This window comes from Nocardia altamirensis NBRC 108246 (genome assembly GCF_001612685.1).
In the GTDB taxonomy this organism is placed as follows: domain Bacteria; phylum Actinomycetota; class Actinomycetes; order Mycobacteriales; family Mycobacteriaceae; genus Nocardia; species Nocardia altamirensis.
In genome coordinates, this window is sequence record NZ_BDAY01000091.1 from 1 (window position 1) to 16867 (window position 16867).

10 protein-coding genes and 2 pseudogenes are annotated in these 16867 nt (G+C 67.9%); 3 read left to right on the forward strand and 9 right to left on the reverse strand.

Features of this window, described 5'->3' with window-relative positions; genetic code table 11:
- Positions 1-52 precede the first annotated feature (52 nt).
- The 4 genes from NA11_RS36280 to NA11_RS36295 all read right to left on the reverse strand — a co-directional run bounded on the left by NA11_RS36280 (position 53) and on the right by NA11_RS36295 (position 5247).
- The gene (locus tag NA11_RS36280; RefSeq protein WP_141718043.1) at positions 53-439 is read right to left on the reverse strand and encodes a hypothetical protein; all 387 of its coding nucleotides are present in this window, start codon (positions 437-439) and stop codon (positions 53-55) included.
- A 486-nt stretch (positions 440-925) separates the two neighbouring features.
- Positions 926-3169, reverse strand: a complete 2244-nt coding sequence (locus NA11_RS36285) for a molybdopterin-dependent oxidoreductase (protein ID WP_069166606.1) — start codon at positions 3167-3169, stop codon at positions 926-928.
- A gap of 198 nt (positions 3170-3367) precedes the next feature.
- On the reverse strand, positions 3368-3982 hold the full coding sequence (locus NA11_RS36290; protein WP_245746457.1) for a TetR/AcrR family transcriptional regulator: 615 nt from the start codon (positions 3980-3982) through the stop codon (positions 3368-3370).
- Positions 3983-4344: 362 nt separating this feature from the next.
- Complete coding sequence (locus NA11_RS36295) at positions 4345-5247, reverse strand: alpha/beta fold hydrolase (protein WP_069166635.1); 903 nt, start codon at positions 5245-5247, stop codon at positions 4345-4347.
- A gap of 125 nt (positions 5248-5372) precedes the next feature.
- Between NA11_RS36295 and NA11_RS36300 the strand changes: the two genes are divergently transcribed.
- Positions 5373-7229 carry a Na+/H+ antiporter gene (locus NA11_RS36300; protein WP_069166608.1) on the forward strand — a complete coding sequence of 619 codons (1857 nt, stop codon included), beginning with the start codon at positions 5373-5375 and terminating at the stop codon, positions 7227-7229.
- On the opposite strand, the gene NA11_RS36305 is transcribed toward NA11_RS36300, so the two are convergent.
- Both NA11_RS36305 and NA11_RS36310 read right to left on the reverse strand, forming a co-directional pair.
- Complete coding sequence (locus NA11_RS36305; protein ID WP_069166609.1) at positions 7205-7780, reverse strand: TetR/AcrR family transcriptional regulator; 576 nt, start codon at positions 7778-7780, stop codon at positions 7205-7207. The genes NA11_RS36300 and NA11_RS36305 overlap by 25 nt on opposite strands.
- A 177-nt stretch (positions 7781-7957) precedes the next feature.
- The gene (locus tag NA11_RS36310) at positions 7958-9046 is read right to left on the reverse strand and encodes an AI-2E family transporter (protein WP_069166610.1); all 1089 of its coding nucleotides are present in this window, start codon (positions 9044-9046) and stop codon (positions 7958-7960) included.
- Positions 9047-9281: 235 nt separating this feature from the next.
- Between NA11_RS36310 and NA11_RS36315 the strand changes: the two are divergent.
- Positions 9282-10091: pseudogene (locus NA11_RS36315) on the forward strand (crotonase/enoyl-CoA hydratase family protein).
- 40 nt (positions 10092-10131) lie between these two features.
- Here the strand turns inward: NA11_RS36315 and NA11_RS36320 are convergent.
- The 3 genes and pseudogenes from NA11_RS36320 to NA11_RS47260 all read right to left on the reverse strand — a co-directional run.
- The gene (locus tag NA11_RS36320; RefSeq protein WP_069166611.1) at positions 10132-10836 is read right to left on the reverse strand and encodes a dienelactone hydrolase family protein; all 705 of its coding nucleotides are present in this window, start codon (positions 10834-10836) and stop codon (positions 10132-10134) included.
- Between the two features lie 389 nt (positions 10837-11225).
- Positions 11226-13520, reverse strand: a complete 2295-nt coding sequence (locus NA11_RS46880) for a copper-translocating P-type ATPase (protein ID WP_369691183.1) — start codon at positions 13518-13520, stop codon at positions 11226-11228.
- Between the two features lie 579 nt (positions 13521-14099).
- Positions 14100-14543: pseudogene (locus tag NA11_RS47260) on the reverse strand (heavy-metal-associated domain-containing protein); the annotation flags it as partial.
- 309 nt (positions 14544-14852) lie between these two features.
- Here NA11_RS47260 and fadD11 point away from each other — a divergent pair.
- The gene (gene fadD11 / locus NA11_RS36340) at positions 14853-16670 is read left to right on the forward strand and encodes a fatty acid--CoA ligase FadD11 (protein WP_069166614.1); all 1818 of its coding nucleotides are present in this window, start codon (positions 14853-14855) and stop codon (positions 16668-16670) included.
- Positions 16671-16867: the final 197 nt, after the last annotated feature.

The following is a 16867-nucleotide window of genomic DNA, read 5'->3' on the forward strand; positions in this document are numbered from 1 at the left end:
AACCGTATGAGACCTCTGTGGGTCCTGCTCGACGCCCTCCCGGGTGGCGCGATCAGTTGGACTGGACGGTGACTCGATAGCCGATGCGGATTTCGCGGCCGATGTAGGCGGCGCCGCTGACGTAGAGCCAGCGGTCGGCGCCGCCGCGGGGGTCGGACAAGTAGGAGCCCTCGACATGGGCGACACCGAACGGGAAGTTGCCCGAGACCGACGTCGCGATGCCGGTCATCAAATACGCCTCGGCCAGTAGGCGCGGTTCCTGAGCGGCGGGCAGCAGCGGGGTCGCGGTGGGCACGAAGAACCCGAACTGTTCCGGCGGCGCACCGGAACCCTGGACGAGCATGCCCGTCACGAACAACCGCACAATCCCGGTGTGTACCAAGCATTCCGGCGTCAACTGCAAGGGTGGAGCCGGTAGAACTTCGAGCTGAAACGCCATGAGCGGAACTTTACGGTCCCCCACCTGCGCTGTCCCCATGAGAGCCACCGATTTGCCCGGCTCGTTATGCACGCCTCACCGGTAGACCACTTCCCCGCCACCTTGCCAGTCGCCTGCCGCGCTACCGGTATGACTCAGCGACTGGTTCTAGATCGAGTGGGAACTGGTGGCGGCGTTTCGCGAGTAGCCTCCGCCACCAGTTCCCACTCGGCGCCAAAGCCCGTCCGGCTGCGTGCGACCGGCACTGCGGTCGAGCGAAATCCGCACTCCCTCTGTGAATCCGCACTCCTTCTGGCAGCCCGCAGCGAGTGCGGATTCACAGAAGGGGTGCGGACTTCAGCGCCAGCGCCCCTGTCGACGTAGCGAGTGTGCGATTTGGCGCCTGAGGTTGTAGCCCAGGTGCGTGCTAACACGAACGTTCAGGCCCGAGCGAGTGTGCGGTTGACCGATGAGGCTGCTACCGCAGGGGCGAGCGGACGCGGACGTTCAGGTCTGTTGGAGGGGTTCGATGCGGGCCGGGACGTGTTTGTGCCATGGGGTGCCTGCGATGGCGTCGCGCCAGGTGAGGTCGGTGAGTTCGTTGGCGGCGACGCCGGTGCGGTGGGTGGTGTCGCCGGTGGGCAGGTCCAGGCCCAGACCGTTGGGCAGCGAGGCGTGGCCTGGCTGCATACGGTCGTTGATTTCGACGGCGGCGATCGCCGAGCCGCGGCGGGTGGTGATGCGGGCCTGGTCGCCGGTGCTCAGGCCGAGCCGGACCGCGTCGTCGGGGTTGAGGCGCAGCGCGCCTTCCGGGTCGCGGCGGCGCCAGGTGTCGTCGCGGAAAATGGTGTTGGCGGTGAAGGATCGGCGTTCGCCCGCGGCAAGGACGAACGGGAACTCGGTGCTGGTGTGGGTGGCCTGGGTGTCGGCGAGGCCGTGTAGCGCGGGCAGGAGTTCGGTGATCGCGACGGGGATGCGCTTGTCGGGGTGCGGTAGGTAATCCCAGGCGTCGGCGTAATCGTCGACGGTGAAGGTGACACCGGAGCGGCCGGCGAGGATCGCGTCGAACAGGGCGTCGGCGTCGCGGTGGCCTGCGCGGTGCATGGCCGCCGGATACACCTTGGCGATGCGCTGGGCCAGCGCCCACAGCACCGCGGCGGCACGGGCGCCGTCGGGCAGGGTCGGGCCGAGCGTTTCGTACAGCACGTACGGCGCAACCCCGGCCAAGGACTTGTCGGTCGCGAGCAGCGCGGCGAACGCCCACTTGTACGGGCGGCGACCGAGTTTCGCGGCGGCCCGCAGCACGGCGAGCTTGCCGCTGCCGACCGTGCCGAGCTCGCGCATGAGCCGCGCGTACATCTCCGGCTCGGACAGGGTGCCCGGCAACGGATCGAGCACGGGGGCACGCAGGTGGAAGGTGTTGTGCGGGAACTCGAGATTGAAGAAGGTGGCTTCCCACTTCTCGAACTGGCTGGCCGCGGGCAGCACGTAGTCGGCGCGGCGTGCGGTCTCGGTGAGGGCGACATCGATGACGACGACGAGTTCGAGCGCGTCGAGCGCCTGCCGGAAAGCAGCCGAATCCGCCAGCGAGTGCGCGGGATTCGATGATTCGATGATCATGGCCCGGAAGCGGGCGGGATGGTCGGTGAGGATTTCCTCGGAGATCGAGTTGCACGGCACCATGCCGCCGAGGATGCGCGCGCCGGTGACGGGGGTGAGTTTGACGTCGCGGCTGTATCCGGCCAGCGGCGCCATCCACGAATGCGGGTGCATGCCACCGGGTTTGGCGAAGTTGCCGGTGAGCAACCAGAGCAGCTTGTTCAGATACGAGATCAAGGTGCTGTTGGGGCTCTGCTGGACGCCGAGGTCCTCGTAGGTGGCGACGCTGGCCGCGGTGCCGATACGCTGGGCGGCTGCCCGCACGAGCGCCTCGGGGACACCGGCGGTTTCGGCGTAGGCGGCGACGTCGATGCCGGACAGCTCGTGCAGCACCGCCTCGGAACCGGTGGTGTGCTCGGCCAGGAACGCGTGGTCGACGAGGTCGTCCTGGACCAGGACCGCCAGGATCGCGGTCAGGCACCACGCGTCGGTGCCTGGGCGCAGCTGCAGGTGGATATCGGCCAGGTCGGCGGTCTCGGTGCGCACCGGGTCCAGCACGATCATGGAGCGGGCGGGATCCTTGGCGATCTGCTGCAACACCGTGCGAGCCCGCGGCACCCCGTGGGACTGCCATGGGTTCTTGCCCAGGAACACCGACACCTCGGCGTGCTCGAAATCGCCGGTGGTGTGGCTGCCGGTGAGGTGCGCGTCGACCCAGCCTTCGCCGGTCTTCTCCTGCGCCAGCGCGCTGGAGCGGTAGCGGGCGCCGAGGGCGCGACGCAGGGCGGTGCTGTAGGCGCCGCCGAGGTGATTGCCTTGTCCGCCACCGCCGTAGTAGAAGATCTTGTCGCCGCCGTGCTGGTCGCGCACCGCGGCGAGGCGCGCGGCGACCTCGGAAATGGCGATGTCCCAGTCTATTTCGGTGAAGCTGCCGTCGGCCTCGCGGCGCAGCGGTGCGGTGAGGCGGGCGCCGCCGTTCTGGTAGTGGTCCAGGCGCAGCGCCTTGTTGCAGGTGTAGCCGGCGGAGGCGACGTGCTCCTTGTCGCCGCGGATCTTGGCGAAGCGGCGGTCCTCGAGCTGGATCAGCAGGCCGCAGTTGTTCTCGCAGAGGATGCACGCGGTCTTGTGCCACTCCCCCTGCACCGCGGTCATCGGGCGACCCGCTCGCCCAGGTCGGTGCGCGGGAGCGCGCGGCTCCTCGACAAATCTGCGGACATCAGCGGCTCCTTCGATGCGCGTGGCAACGGCCGGCACGAGAACGCTCTCGCCTCAGTCGAACCCGGACCCGTTCTTGACTATGGCCTACACCATAATAGGCGTGTCAAGCGGTGCACTGCCGGGGAATGCCGGTCAGGCGGGAGCGACGCTGCCGAGCACGACGCGAAGTTCGTCGACAACATCCTCGAGCGGGGTGATGTCGTGCTGGGCGCGAGCCAGCGCGATAGCGCCCTCGAACGCGGCGACCGTGAGCGTGGCCAGGCGGTTCGCCCTGGCCTGCGCGACGTTCTCGCGGACGAGCATCTCGGCGAGCGCGCGGTGCCAGCGGGCGAAGATCTCCACCGCGGCGCGCGCGAATTCCGGTGTGTCGTCATTGGTTTCGACGGCGACCGCGAACACCGGGCAGCCGGAACGGAAATCGCTGTCGACCAAGGTACGCCGCCAGAACGCGGCGAACTCGTCGAGCGCGGTCAGCGGATCGTGCTCGCGGGTGAGCTCCTCGATGAAGGTGCTCATGAACGAGCCCGCCGCGGTGATCGCATCGCTGATGAGCTCGGTGCGCCCGCCGGGGAAATGGTGATACACCGAGCCGCGCGGCGCACCCGTGCTGGCCAGCACCCGATCGACGCTGGTTGCGCTGGCGCCGTGGCTGCGCAACGACTCGATCGCGCCCTCGACCATCCGCCGTCGCGCGTCCCCCGTACGCGGCCGCACAGATCCATCACCACGAGTTCGCCGAGTCGTCATACCACCATGTTATGGGATACCCCATAAACGTGACGTGGCATGGGTCGATTCGACCCGGTCAGCGAGGCGTCGGTGCGCGTCCCGGCTTGTCACCGGACCGCAGATCGACGGAGGACGGCCGCCCTCCACACACATATCGAACCGACGGACGACGATCGCGGTCCGCATGCCGCCGTCGATGAGAGTCAGCCGCAGGCGCACCGACGGCCGTGCGCACCCGTGCGGCGGCGTCGAGCACGCCGGGCAGTGTCGCTGCGCAGTGGGCGACACGCACGGCGTCAAACCATGGGCAGAACGCCCGACGTACCTCTGCCACAGATCGACGGGGCATCGAGGCGGTCCGCATGCCCCGTCGACCAGGTTCAGCTCGTGCGGTGGGCGACCCGCGTGGCGTGGAAATCCAGGAACGCCGCGAGGACGTCCTTCGGGGCTTCCACTTGCGGATAGTGGCCGACCTTCGCCAGCTCCACCACGTCGGGCTCGGGAATCAGTTCGCGATAGCGGCGAACCATGTGCGCCCCGGACACCGGATCGAGCAAGCCGTCGATCAGCCTGGTCGGAATCGGCGCGTCACGAAGCGCACCGACCCACCGCTCCCGATGCTGACGACGCTCGGCCATGTAGCGAATCAGCTTGTGCCCGTTACGCTTCCCTCGTTTGCTGCACCACAGGATCCAGAACTGGTGCAGCTCTTCGTCGCTCGGCTTGGTCTCGGGACCGAAGATCGCCGCCAAGCTACTGGTGAACGCCCGCTCGGTGCCGACCAGGCCGAGCAGCGGCCCCAGCGGACTGGCCAGCAACTTCTGCACCGGACGAGCGCGGTGCGTCTCCGGGAACAAGCCCCCGTTGAGCAGACACACCGATTCGATCACCAACGACTCGTCACCGGCGACCCGACGCTCGCCGTCGCGTGCGAGCAACTCCTGGGTGACCGTGTCGCCGTAGTCGTGCGCCAGGATGTGGAACCGGCTTATCCCCTGCGCGCGCAACAGATTCTCGTGCATATCGGCCTGATCGGCGATCGAATATTGGTAGTTCAGCGGCTTCGCCGACCACCCGAAGCCGATCATGTCCGGTGCGATCACCCTGGCGAACCGCTCGCACAGGCCGGGCCAGACCGCATGCCAATCCCAGGACGCGGTCGGGAACCCGTGGATGCAGAGCAGTGTGCCGTCGGGACCGTCCCCGCCGTCTCGCCAGAAGATCTGATGGCCGCGGTGGGTGAACCGCCTGCCATGCGCCCGCCAGGACGCGAACTCCTCCATGCCTACCTCCTTGTCGCCGACAAGCATGGACCCTCGACCCCGCTTTCACAGGAAATCCGTCGACAGCGGACACGTCATCTACCGCGCGCGAGTTCGCTACGCGGACGCTCTGCGAGAATGCGACAGTGCATGTCGCGATCGGCTTGGTGGTTCTTGTTGCCTCAGCGGCAGCGTTGGCGGCGCTCGCCCGCCGGTTCGGGGTGTCCGAACCGCTGGTGCTGACCCTGGCCGGAGTCGCGGCGTCGTATCTGCCGTTCGTGCCCGCGATCCATCCGGACCCGGAGATCATCCTGCTCGGCCTGCTGCCGCCGCTGCTCTACACCGCGGCCATCCGGACCTCGCTGGTGGACTTCCGGGCGAACGTGCGCACCATCGCCTCGCTTTCGGTGGGGCTGGTGCTGTTCACGACCTTCCTTGTCGCGACGGTGGTCTGGTGGTTGCTTCCGGTGCCGTTCGCGGTCGCGGTCGCCCTCGGTGCGGTGGTGGCGCCGCCGGACGCGGTGGCCGCGACGGCGGTCGCGCGCCGGATCGGGATGCCGCGGCAGATCGTCACGATCCTCGAGGACGAATCGCTGTTCAACGACGCGACCGCGCTGGTGGCGTTGCGCACGGCGATCGCGGCGTCGGCCGGTGCGGTGTCGGTGTGGACGGCAGGCGGGGATTTCCTGCTCGCCGCGGGCGGCGGCGCGGCGGTGGGCGTCGTCGTCGCGTATCTGCTTGCGCTGCTGCGCCGCCGGATCACCGACCCGGTGCTCGACACGACGCTGTCGTTCCTCGCGCCGTTCGCGGCGTACCTGCCCGCCGAGGGGATTCACGCCTCCGGGGTGATCGCGGTGGTCACCTGCGGCATGATCCTCGGGCACGGGGCGCCGGTGTGGCAGAGCGCGGCCTCACGCATCGCCGAGCGCACCAATTGGCGCACCATCCAGTTCATTCTGGAGAGTTCGGTGTTCGTGATCATCGGGTTGCAGGTGCGTGGCATCCTCGAGGGCGCGTGGCGCAGCGGGCTCGATCATACGACGCTGGTGATCAGCGCGGTCGCGGTGCTGCTCGCGGTGATGGTGGCGCGGCCGCTGTGGATCTTCCCGTGGTCGTTGCTGTTTCGCAAGATCGGGCACAATACCGCGGTGCCGCTACGGAATTCGACGGTGGTGTCGTGGGCGGGCATGCGCGGCGTCGTCACCCTTGCCGCGGTGCTGTTGCTGCCCGCGGACACCCCGCAGCTGCCGGTGTTGAAGTTGCTCGCGTTGGTGGTGGTCGCGGGAACGCTGCTGCTGCAAGGCACCTCGCTGCCGTGGCTGGTGCGGCTGCTGGATCTGCGTGGGCCCAGCCGTGCCGAGGACGCGTTGCGCAAAGCGAGTCTGCTGCAGCAGGCCGCCACCGCAGGGCTCGCCGCGCTCGAGGAACAGATCAGGCCGGACACGCCGCCGGGGGTGGTGCAGCAGCTACGGGATCGAGTGTCCTGGAAGGCCAATGCCGCCTGGGAGCGGCTCGGGCGCGCCGAAGCCGAGCAGGCGACGCCGACCGCCGAATACCGCAGGCTACGGCTGGAGATGCTCACGGCTGAACGCGAAACCGTGCTGCGTGTTCGTGATTCGGGGACGGTCGACTACGAGATCCTGCAGCACGTGCTGGCCAGGCTCGACCTCGAGGAATCGATGATCGACCGGTTCGACGAGGCCGACGACGACCGGGTCGAGACCCTGGCCGGACCGCTCGCCGCGGAGAACTGCGTGCACCTGCGGGCCGCGCCGCTGGTGCTCGAACCGGTCGAACCCGGCGAATGCGCCGAATGCCTCGCCGAAGGCATGACGTGGGTGCACCTGCGAATGTGCCTGTCCTGCGGGCACATCGCGTGCTGTGACTCCTCGGTCGGCAACCACGCCACCAAGCATTACCAGAGCAGCGGGCATCCGGTGATGCGCAGCGTGGAGCCTGGCGAGGCGTGGCGCTGGTGCTATGTGGACGAGCTGCTCGGCTGAGTTGCGCGGGGCGCGTGCGAATAGATCAGGCGCGCATACTCGGTGAGCAACCGGTCCAGGGACAGGTTTTCCCCGCCCGCCGCGATCTGCTGGTAGCCGATCAGCATCGCCATGCCCAGCGAGGTCACCACCTCGGCGGTCTCCTCGTTGGCGACGACACCCATGATCGCCTTGTGCACAGTGCGCCTGCGGGATTCGTCGACCCGCTTGAGCGCGAGGTTCACCGATTCGTCGTTGGCGGCCCAGGCGCGGATCGCGGCCTCCGCGGCGTGGTGCAGGCCGACGGCCAGATCGGACATGGCCCGGATGTCGTCATCGGGGTTGCCCTGGTTGAACTTCAGCGTGCGCAGGATCAGCACCTGCCGGTTCTCCCAGTGCTCGAGCAGCATGTCGACGAAGCCCTGCCAGCTGCCGAAGTGGTGATAGAACGAGCCGCTGGTGACGCCGAGCCGCCGGCACAGCACGCCGATATTCAGGCCCTTGAAACCGAACGCGGCGAGCACCTCCAGAGCGGTGTCGAAGTACTGCTCCTTGGTGACCACTCGTGACATGCGCTGGCGCCGTTCTGTTCGTTCGGATGGGGGGACGGATGGGTGAACACGGGGGCGGAGAGGTCCGAACAGTACCCCATCGAGATTGTCGGCGTGGTACGAGGTCCACCGCCTCGTCCAGCGAAACTGCTGGTAGCAGTTACCGTGCGAAATATGTAGCGCACCTGGGCAATCGACCTACTTCGGTGCGGGCTCGATCTCCTCGTCCGACTCCGGCGGCGCGGCGGTGACCACATCGATCTGCTCGCCGATATAGCGGATCACGACCGCGACGACAGCCGCGACCGGAACGGCGAGAAACGCACCGACAATCCCGTAGAGCGAACCGCCCGCGGTGACGGCGAGCAACACGATCACCGCGTGCAGTTTCATGCTCCGGCTCTGCAACACCGGCTGCAGCACATTGCCCTCGAGCTGCTGCACCGCGATGACGATGCCGACCACGATCAGCGCCGTGGTGAAACCGTTGCCGACAAGGGCGACGAGCACGGCGAGCGCGCCGGCCACGACCGCGCCGACGATCGGGATGAACCCGCCGAGGAACGTCACCACGGCAAGCACCAGCGCCAGCGGCACACCGAGGATCACCAGCCCGGCGCCGATGAACACCGCATCGATCAAACTGACCAGCGCCTGGGTCCTGATGAAACCGCCGAGGGTGTCCCACACCCGGTGGGCGACCTCCTCGACGTGGCGGCCGCTGCGGCTGCCGAACACCGTGTGCATCCACGGCAGCAGCCGCGGGCCGTCCTTGACGAAGAAGAAAGCGAGCACCAGCACGAGGAACAGCGTGATGATCGCCGACGTCGCCGCGCTCACGCCGCTGAACACTCCCGTCGCGATCTGCTGAGCGCTGGACTGCAGCCGCGAGACGATCGCGTCGACCGCCGAATCGAGCTGCTCGTCGCGGATGCGCAACGGCGGGCCCTGCAACCAGTCGCGCACCTGGTTGACGCCCGCGGTCGCCTTGTCGGCGAGCTCCGGCGCCTGATCGACCACCGACGGCACGATCAACGCGACGACACCGGACAGCAGCGCGATGAAGCCGACCACGGTGATCGACGCGGCCAGTGCCGGCGGCAAGCCGCGCCGGGTGAGCCATCGCGTCGGCGGCCACAGCACGGTGGCGACGACGACCGCGAGCGCCACCGGCAGGATCACCACCCACAGCCTGCCGACGACAGTGCCGAGCACCCAGGTGCCCGCCGCGATCGCGACGATGCACAGCGCCCACTTCGCCATCCAGATGATGCCGGAACCGATCACGTCACCGCGATCGGGCGGGGTGGCTCGATCGGGCGGAGTGGCGCGGTCCTGCGGCGCAGGAGTGCCCTCGGTGTCGCCCTTTTCGTGCTGAATGTCTGTGTTAGGCCCACTCACGCGCTCAGTCTCGCACGGGAGCAGGGTGCGGACCGGGCATCGTGGGGCGGGTCGAGTCAGGAATACCGGCTCGCCCACCGAGACACCACGACGCACGACTGTCCGGTGCCGGTAGGTTCGAATGATCACACGCGAAGGAGGGTCCGCCTTGACCGACGCCGCAACCATCGAACGCCGAGGCCACATCGCCGTCATTACGCTGAATCGGCCCGATGCGATGAACGCGGTGAACGCCGCGTTGTCGAGCGCGGTCGGTGCCGCGCTCGACGAACTCGCCGCCGACCCCGCGCTGCGGGTCGGGGTGATCACCGGGGCCGGGCGGGCGTTCTGCGCCGGAGCCGACCTCAAGGAATTGGCGCGCGGCAACGGGATTCACGACCCGGCGCACCCCGAGTACGGATTCGCCGGGCTGGTCCAGCATTTCGTGGACAAGCCGCTGATCGCCGCCGTCAACGGCTTCGCGCTCGGCGGCGGCACCGAGATCGTGCTGGCCAGTGATCTCGCGGTGATGAGCGACGCGGCCTCGCTCGGACTGCCCGAGGTCAAGCGCGGATTGGTCGCCGCGGCAGGCGGATTGCTGCGGCTGCCGCGTGCCGTGCCACCCAAGATCGCGCTCGAGATGGCGTTGACCGGAACACCGATCGATGCCGCCCAAGCGCTGCACTAGGGTCTGGTCAACCGGGTCGTACCCGCCGACCAGGTGCTGCCCAGCGCGCTCGAACTGGCCGAGACGATCGCCGCGAACGCGCCACTCTCGGTCCGCGCCTCCAAACGAATCATCCACCGCGTCAACGACTTCGGCTCCGACTGGGAGACCCCGATCTGGCAGATGAGCTTCGAGGAAGCCGCACCGGTGTTCGTCAGCAAAGACGCCGCCGAAGGACCGCGCGCGTTCGCCGAGAAGCGCACACCGCAGTGGCGCGGGGAATAACGGCGGCCGCCGCGCTATCTGCGGAGCAGGCGACGCACGGTCAGGGTTTGGTCGGCTCCGACAGGTGGGTGTCGAAGAAGGCGAAGATGCGTTGCCAGGCGTCGCGGGTGGCGTCCTCGTTGTAGCCGAGGCCGGTGACGCGCAGCAACGGGTCGGCGGGGGTCAGGTTGGCGAAGGCGTGGGTGACCTTCGGGTAGACCTTGACGTCGTGCTCGACGCCGTGTTCGGTCAGTGCCTCATCGAGTTTGCGTGGTGCGCCGATCAGCATCGGGTCGCGCTGTGCGTAGCTGGCGATCACCGGGCATGCCCCCTCGAGCAGCGTGCGGTAGTCGCCGTAGAGCGTCGGGTAGAACGGCGCGGAGGCGTCGAAACCCTTGGGCGCGACCAGCAATGCGAAACCACCACCCATGCAGAAGCCGATCACCGCGGTGCGGCCGGTGCAGTCGGGGTCGGCGACGAGCCGGTCGCGGGCGGCGATCACATCGCGCACCGGCGGCCCCTCCCCGGTCTGCACGAGAGCCCGATAGATTGTGCGAATGCAGTGCACCCGCCCGCGCGAGAACAGATTCGGCGCGATCGTCAAATACCCGTAGTCGGTGAGCATCCGCACGGTGCGCCGCAGATCCGCGCTGAACCCAACTCCGTCGTGGATGACCACCACACCGGGCCACGGACCAGCCCCGGACGGCCGCGCCATGATCGCCTCGAGCCGCCCATCGGGCGCGGTCAACTCAATCGTGTCCATAGCCACCGAATCTAGGACAGCGTCTCAGACATGTACAGACCGGTTCGTCGGGCTCAGCGGCTGCCGTCGGCGACCACCAGGTGCCGCAGGCGATCACCTATACGGAGTTGGTCGACTGATCACTGGGAACTGGTGGCGGCATCGCGCGAGTAGGCTCCGCCACCAGTTCCCACTCGACGCGAAACCACGCCCTCGATCCCCATATACGGGATCGCTGGTGTCCCCTGCGACCGCGGTCAGCCCCGCCAACGCCCGAAATCCGCACCCCTACTGCGAATCCGCACCCGTTCTGGAGTTGGTCGGTTGATCATCGGGGCAATGGTGGCGGCATCGGCCGAGAAGCCCCCGCCACCACTGCCCCCTCGACGCGAAGCAGGTGCTGGGGGCGTTCAGCGGGGGTTGTCGGCGGATGGTAGGCGGAGGCGTTTGAGGGACAAGGCGTTCAGGGCGACGATGATGCTCGAGCCCGACATCGACATCGCCGCGATCTCCGGACGCAGGGTGAAGCCGAAGGCAGGAACGAACACGCCCGCGGCGATCGGCAGCGCGATCGTGTTGTAGCCGACGGCCCACGCCAGGTTCTGATGCATCTTGCGCAAGGTGCCGCGGCCGATGCGCAGGGCGGTGGGGACATCGAGCGGGTCCGAGCGCATCAAGACCAGATCCGCGGTCTCGATGGCGACGTCGGTGCCCGCGCCGATCGCGATGCCGAGATCGGCGCCCGCCAGCGCGGGGGCGTCGTTGACGCCGTCACCGACCATCGCCACCTTGCGGCCGCCGCGTTGCAGCTCAGCGATTTTCGCCGCCTTGTCACCGGGCAGCACCTCGGCGATGACGGTGTCGATGCCCAAGTCGGCGGCGATGCGTGCGGCGGTGGCGCGGTTGTCGCCGGTCAGCATCACCACCTCGATGCCGAGGTCGTGCAGTTCGGCGACCGCGGCGGCGGAGGTGTCGCGCGGCGCGTCGGCCAACGCGATCACCGCGGCAGCCGTGCCGTCGATCGCCGCGAGAACCGCGGTGTGGCCCGAATCGGCGAGCCGATCGCGTTGCGCGGCAAGCGATCCCAGATCGATGTGTTCGCGCTCGAACAGGCGGCGGTTGCCGACTACCACGCGATGCCCGTCGACCTCGGCGATCGCGCCGTGGCCTGGAACGTTCTCGAACTTGACCGCGGACAGCGGTGCGGCACCTCCGCGTGTGTTGTTCGCGGTCGCGGCATCGAGGTTGTCCGCGTTCCCGCGCCGATGACTATCACCTGCGGATAGTGCAGCGGCACTGACGGATGCGGCACTGACGTGAGCCTTCTCCGTGGTCGCGACATCCCGGCTGTCCACGTCCTCGCGCCGGCGACTATCGCCTGCGGATAGTGCAGCGGCACTGACGGATGCGGCACTGACGGATGCGGCACTGACGTCGGCCTTCTCCGTGGTAGCGACATCCCGGCCGTCCTCGTGCGCCGTGCGGTGACCATCACTTGCGGACTGCGGTGCGGCACTTATGGATTCCGCGTGTCGGACGATGGCGGCGGCGAGGGGGTGCTCGGATTCGCGTTCGACCGCGGCGATCAACCGCAGCGCCTCGTCGGCGGTGAAACCTTCCGCGGTCACCACGTCGGTGACTTCCGGTTCGCCCTTCGTCAGGGTGCCGGTCTTGTCCAGCACCACCGTCTGGATGCGTGCTGCGGCCTCCAACGCCAGCGCATTCTTGAACAGCACACCGCGTTTCGCGCCGAGCCCGGTGCCGACCATGATCGCGGTCGGTGTGGCGAGGCCGAGTGCGTCGGGGCAGGTGATCACGACGACCGTGATCGCGAACAGCATGGCCTTGGCGAACGAGGCACCGGCAAGCAGCCAGACGGTCAGCGTCAACGCGCCGCCGATCAATGCGACCAACACCAGCCAGAACGCCGCCCGATCGGCTAGCTGCTGTCCCGGCGCCTTCGAATTCTGCGCCTGCTGAACCAGTTCCACGATCTGCGCCAAGGCAGTATCCGCACCGACCTTGGTGGCACGAACACGCAACGTGCCGTTGACGTTCAACGACGCACCGATCACCGTCGCGCCGGATTCCTTGTGCACCGGCAGGCTTTCGCCGGTCACCATCGACTCGTCGACCTCGCTCTCGCCCTCCTCGACGACGCCGTCGACCGCGATCCTCGCACCGGGCCGCACCAGCAGCAGATCGCCGACCACCACCTCGGCAGTGGGCACCTCGACTGGTTGGCCGTCGCGGATCACCTCCGCCTTGGGCGGCGCCAGATCGATCAACGCGCGGATCGCGTCGTTGGCACCGCCGCGGGCCCGCATCTCGAACCAATGTCCGAGCAACACAAACGTGGCCAGCATCGTCGAGGCCTCATAGAACACCTCGCCGCCGCCGGTCACCGTGATCGCCAGCGAATACAGCCAGCCCGCCCCGATCCCCACCGCGACCAACACCATCATGTCCAACGTGCGCGCCCGCAACGCCGCCACCGCGCCGGTGAAGAAGATCGCCGACGAGTAGAAGATCACCGGCAAGCTCAACACCAGCGCCCAAACGTCCTGCCGCAACCCGAACGGCACCGGCAGATGCACCCCGAACATGTCGGTAGCCATCGGCGACCACAACATCACCAATACCGAGAACACGGCCGCCACCACGAACCGATTGCGCATATCGGCCGCCATCGCAGCCATCGACATCCCCCCGTGCCCGGCATGCCCCCCGTGCCCCGCCGCCGAATGGTCCGCGCCCCCACCATGACCCACATGGTCATCATGTCCACCCGCAGCCGAATGAGTTACCGCCCCACCACGACCGGCGTGGTTACCGTGCCCCGCCGCCGAATGAGTTACTGCCCCACCACGACCGGCATAGTCACCATGCCCACCCGCCACCGCATGACCCGCACCTTCGGCCTCACCATGACCCGCATGGTCACCATGCCCACCCGCCAACGCATGACCCGCACCTTCGGCCTCACCATGACCCGCATGGTCACCATGTCCACCCGCAGCAGCATGGCTTGCATCCTCGGCTACACCCTCACCATGACCCGAGTGGTCGCCATGTCCACCCACAGTTGCGGCCGATTGGCCGGGCTGGTCACCGGGCGCCGTCGCTGCGGCGGGTGCCTCGGATGCGTCGGGGCGGGTCGAGTGGTTGGCGGCGGGCTCGATCAGGGGGTCGCAGAGGTGGGTGGGGACCGAGCGGCCTGCGCAGTGGTAGCCGCAGTCGCGGATCCAGGCGGCCAGGTCGGGGACCGAGGTGAGGTCGGGGTCGTAGGTGATGGTGGCGGTTTGCGCGGTCGGGTTGGCGGCCACATCCAGCACGCCGGGGCGGCGGCGGAGGACGGCGGTGACGACATTCGCTTGGCTGGCCCAGTGCAGTCCGTGCACATCGAAGACTGCGGTGCGGCGTAGCGCCGGATGGCGGTGCTGCGTGTCGTGGTTCACGGGCCTCACTCCTCGCTCGGAACGCTCAGCTCGGACGTCGAGCCGAGGCGTGCTGTCGGTCAGACCAACCAGTCGACCATATACCCCTACGGGGTAGGTGTCTATCAAACGCCACCGAACTGCACAGAGTCGCAGGACACCGAACAGAACCCATCCTCCAGCCTGCCCCGACCCGCACACCCCGACACACCCGGGGCGGCACCACGCCCATCCCCGGCGTGCACGAGTGGCACATGGCTGCGGCAAAACGCGAGTAGAGCTCTCAGCCATGTGCCACTCGTCAGCTCCTCGGCCGTTCGCCGGGGCATGGCGGCGGCGACACGCCGATAACGCGGCAGGTTCGCGACCGCATGCTCCAGCTCGGGCTGGCGGCCGAGCACGATCACGTCCTCGGCGACGGTCAGCACGGGGCGTCGTGATGTTCCGTACTACGCGACGGATCGTGGCTGACAGGATCTAGCGGATGCACCGCACTACCGCAATTGCGCTGGCTGGGAAGGAAATCAATCGAAACGTCCCCGGGTCGGATCACGGCCTTTACCGTCTGAGATAGATCGATGGATGGAACGGGGTTGTGCGATGGGCGAACCGACTACGTCTTGTGCCGCATTCCAGCGGGTGGCGACGATTGATCCGGACGCGGTCGCCGTCCGATCGATCGGCGGCGCACAGGCATTGACCTGGCGGGAGTATGCCGACCAGGTGCGGGCGATCACGGCGGGGCTCGCGGCGCTCGGCATCGGCCGCGGCGACACGGTGGCACTGATGATGGCGAACCGGGTCGAGTTCTACCCACTCGAAGTGGGCGCACAGCACACCGGAGCGACATCGTTCTCGGTGTACAACACGCTGGTGCCCGAGCAGCTGAACTACGTGTTCGGCAACGCGGGCAACCGAGTGGTGATCTGCGAGGCGCAATACGTCGAACGAGTCCGCGCGGCCGGAGTGCCGATCGAAACGATCGTCAGCCTCGACGGCGCGCCGGACGGCACGATCAGCGTCGAGGAACTGAAAGCATTGGGCCGCAGCGACTTCGACTTCGAGGCGAGCTGGCGCGCGGTACAGCCCGACGATATCGCGACGCTCTGCTACACCTCGGGAACGACCGGCAATCCGAAAGGCGTCGAGCTCACCCACGCCAACCTGATCTTCGACGCGCACGCCTTCGCCTCTGTACTCCCCGTCGAATTCGGTGACCGGCAGACCTCGTATCTGCCGACCGCGCACATGGCCGACCGATTCACCGCGCTGTACCTGCAGGAGGTGTTCGGCACCCAGATCACCGTGGTCCCCGACCGGGCCCAACTGCTCGCAGCGCTCGTCGATACCAGGCCGACGATCTGGGGCGCGGTGCCGCGGGTATGGGAAAAGTTCAAGGCCGCACTCGAATTCGCGGCCGCCAACGAACCCGACGAGACTACCCGCGCCGGCCTGCAATGGGGTCTCGGTGTCGCACGCCGCAAGGCCGTCGCGCAGCTTGCCGGCACACCCATCGACGACGAGCTCGCCTCCGAATGGGCCAAGGCCGACGCCGCCGTGCTGTCCAAGCTGCGCGCGAAACTCGGCCTGGATCAGGTGAAGTGGGCGATGTCGGGTGCCGCGCCGATCCCGGCGGAGACACTCGGCTTCTTCTTCGGACTCGGCGTGCCCATCTGCGAGGTGTGGGGCATGTCCGAAGTGACCTGCGTCGGCAGCGTCAGCGCACCGGACGACTCCCGCCTCGGCACCGTCGGCCGGTTGCTGCCCGGCCTCGAATCCACCATCGCCGAGGACGGCGAATTCCTGGTGCGCGGCCCCTCGATCATGCGCACCTACCGCGACGAACCGGTCAAGACCGCCGAAGCCATCGACGCCGACGGCTGGCTGCACACCGGCGACATCCTCACTCAGGACGCCGACGGATACCTGCGCGTGGTCGACCGCAAGAAGGAACTCATCATCAACTCCGCCGGAAAGAACATGTCCCCGGCCAACATCGAGAACGCCATCAAGGCGGCCACGCCGCTGATCGGATCCATCGCCACCATCGGCGACCGGCGACCGTTCAACACCGCACTCATCGTCATCGACGCCGAGACCGCCGAACCCTATGCGGCCCAACACGGTCTGCCCGACGCCTCGGCCGCCGCGCTGGCCGCGGACCCGCGGGTGATCGCCGAGATCGCGCGCGGCGTCGCGGCAGGCAACACCAAACTCTCGCGGGTGGAACAGATCAAGCGCTTCACCGTCCTGCCCGCCTTCTGGGAGCCAGGCGGGGACGAGATCACACTCACGATGAAGTTGCGGCGCAAGCCGATTGCCTCGAAGTACGCGCCCGATATCGAACGCCTCTACACGTCTGACCTCACGCCAGGAGTCCACGAGCCCGTTGCGTCTGCGGAGGCCGCGGCGGGCTAGCCTTGGCCCGCCCCAAACCCTTTCGTGCAACCCCGCGGATTGCCATCCGCCCCCATCACTTTCGGCAGTCCGTGCGTTGCGGCATGCCGTGCAATCATGCCACACACGCCAATTCGGCGCCCTGCCGAGTCCCGCTTCCGATCGTCATCCATCCGGCAGCGTCGACCGACGGTTCGTTCGTTCACGAACGCGGTCAG